This window comes from Oleiphilus sp. HI0043, assembly GCF_001634935.1.
Genome location: NZ_LWEY01001325.1, coordinates 1 through 1,725 on the forward strand (window position 1 = coordinate 1; position 1,725 = coordinate 1,725).

General features: G+C 42.4%; 4 protein-coding genes. All 4 read left to right on the forward strand.

The window, feature by feature from the left end; translation table 11 throughout:
• Positions 1–80 precede the first annotated feature (80 nt).
• Positions 81–320 carry a F0F1 ATP synthase subunit C gene (atpE, locus tag A3729_RS17730; protein WP_068507301.1) on the forward strand — a complete coding sequence of 80 codons (240 nt, stop codon included), beginning with the start codon at positions 81–83 and terminating at the stop codon, positions 318–320.
• A gap of 58 nt (positions 321–378) precedes the next feature.
• Positions 379–849 carry a F0F1 ATP synthase subunit B gene (locus A3729_RS17735; RefSeq protein WP_068507299.1) on the forward strand — a complete coding sequence of 157 codons (471 nt, stop codon included), beginning with the start codon at positions 379–381 and terminating at the stop codon, positions 847–849.
• A 16-nt stretch (positions 850–865) separates the two neighbouring features.
• Entirely contained in the window at positions 866–1,402 is a 537-nt protein-coding gene (locus tag A3729_RS17740; protein WP_068507297.1) for a F0F1 ATP synthase subunit delta, read from the forward strand.
• 30 nt (positions 1,403–1,432) lie between these two features.
• Positions 1,433–1,725, forward strand: a 293-nt coding sequence (locus tag A3729_RS17745) for an HAS-barrel domain-containing protein (protein WP_369820142.1), incomplete at its 3' end; no start/stop codon positions are given.

The window sequence follows — 1,725 nt, forward strand, 5'->3', positions numbered from 1 at the left end:
GCTCACGAAGATCATTAATCTAAATTTTTAAACTTTTCTTTTAACTAACTTAACTTTTTAACTTAAAGCAGGAGAAAAAAATGGAACTAGTAATTATTGCAGCTGCAATTATGCTTGGTCTTGGTGCACTTGGTGCGGCAGTTGGTATGGGTCTACTTGGTGGACGTCTATTGGAAGGTACTGCGCGTCAGCCAGAACTTGGTCCAATGCTACAAGGTAAGATGTTCTTACTAGCTGGTTTGATCGATGCTGTGCCAATTATCGGTGTTGGTATCGCTATGTACTTGATTTTCGTTGTTGCTCCAGGCGTTGGTGCTTAATAGACACGTCTTTAGTTAGCTAAAAACGTAAACTAACAACGAAAGTGAGGTAATTAGTGTGAATATCAATTACACACTTATTGGACAAATGATTTTCTTCGCAGGCTTTGTGCTATTTTGCATGAAGTATGTTTGGCCACCAATCATTGGTGCAATGACAGAACGCGAAAAGAAAATATCCGACGGTTTAGCAGCGGCTGACAGAGCGTCTAAAGATCTTGAACTTGCACAGAAAAAAGCAGTTGAAGAGCTAAAAGAAGCGAAAGCACAAGCAGCTGAACTAATCGAGCAAGCGAACAAACGATCAAATCAAATTGTTGACGAAGCGAAAGAAACTGCTCGTCAAGAAGGTGACAGATTAATCACTGCTGCTAAAGCTGAAATTGAGCAAGAAAAGAATCGCGTGAAAGAAGAGCTTCGCGCTGAAGTATCTGCAATCGCAATTGCGGGCGCAGAAAAGATTCTTGGATCTTCAATCGATGCAAGCAAACATGGTGAGTTACTCGATCAGCTTGCCTCAGAAATTTAAGTTTTGAGAGTGGATGATGGCAGAATCAATTACGATTGCCCGACCCTACGCTAAAGCCGCTTTTCAGGCCGCGAAGGATAAGGAAGCTTTGACAGTTTGGTCAGACATGCTTGCTTATTCTTCTGCAGTAGCTATGGACGAGAACATGAGTGTTGTTCTAGACCACCCAGCATTGACAAGTGAGCAAAAAGCACAGCTTTTCATCGAATCATGTGGTGATAAGTTAAATGATGAAGGTAAAAACTTTATCGTTGTGTTGGCTGAAAATGACCGATTAGAGTTACTTTCAGAGATTGCTCAATTGTTTGAAGGTTTCAAAGCACAGCTAGAGATGTCAGTAGACGTCGATGTGGAGAGTGCTTTTGAACTGGGCGGTGAACAACAAGATAAGCTTGCACAAGTACTAAGTAAGAAACTAGATCGTAAAGTCGTTGTTACATCGACTGTAAATGAGTCGTTGATTGGTGGCGTAATTATCCGCACCAACGATCTAGTCATCGATGCTTCTGTCCGTGGCAAAATTGCAAAATTGGCCGAAGCGGTTAGTGCTTAGGTAGCAGATTCAGATTTGAGGATTTAACGCATGCAACAGCTAAACCCAGCTGAGATCAGCGAAATTATTAAGAAGCGCATCGAAACTCTCGATGTTTCTTCTGAAGCCCAAAATGAGGGCACTATCGTCAGTGTATCTGACGGTATCGTTCTAATTCACGGTCTTGCCGACGTAATGTATGGTGAGATGGTAGAGTTTGAAACCGGCGTATACGGTATGGCGCTTAACCTAGAGCGTGATTCTGTAGGTGTCGTTGTCCTAGGTGACCCTAAAGGTCTTGCCGAAGGTCAGAAAGCAAAATGTACGGGTCGTATCCTAGAAGT

What these genes read in the sequence shown, in the direction of transcription:
- atpE (WP_068507301.1), top strand. Translation starts at nt 81, where the DNA reads ATGGAACTAGTAATTATTGCAGCTGCAATTATGCTTGGTCTTGGTGCA.
- A3729_RS17740 (WP_068507297.1), top strand. Translation starts at nt 866, where the DNA reads ATGGCAGAATCAATTACGATTGCCCGACCCTACGCTAAAGCCGCTTTT.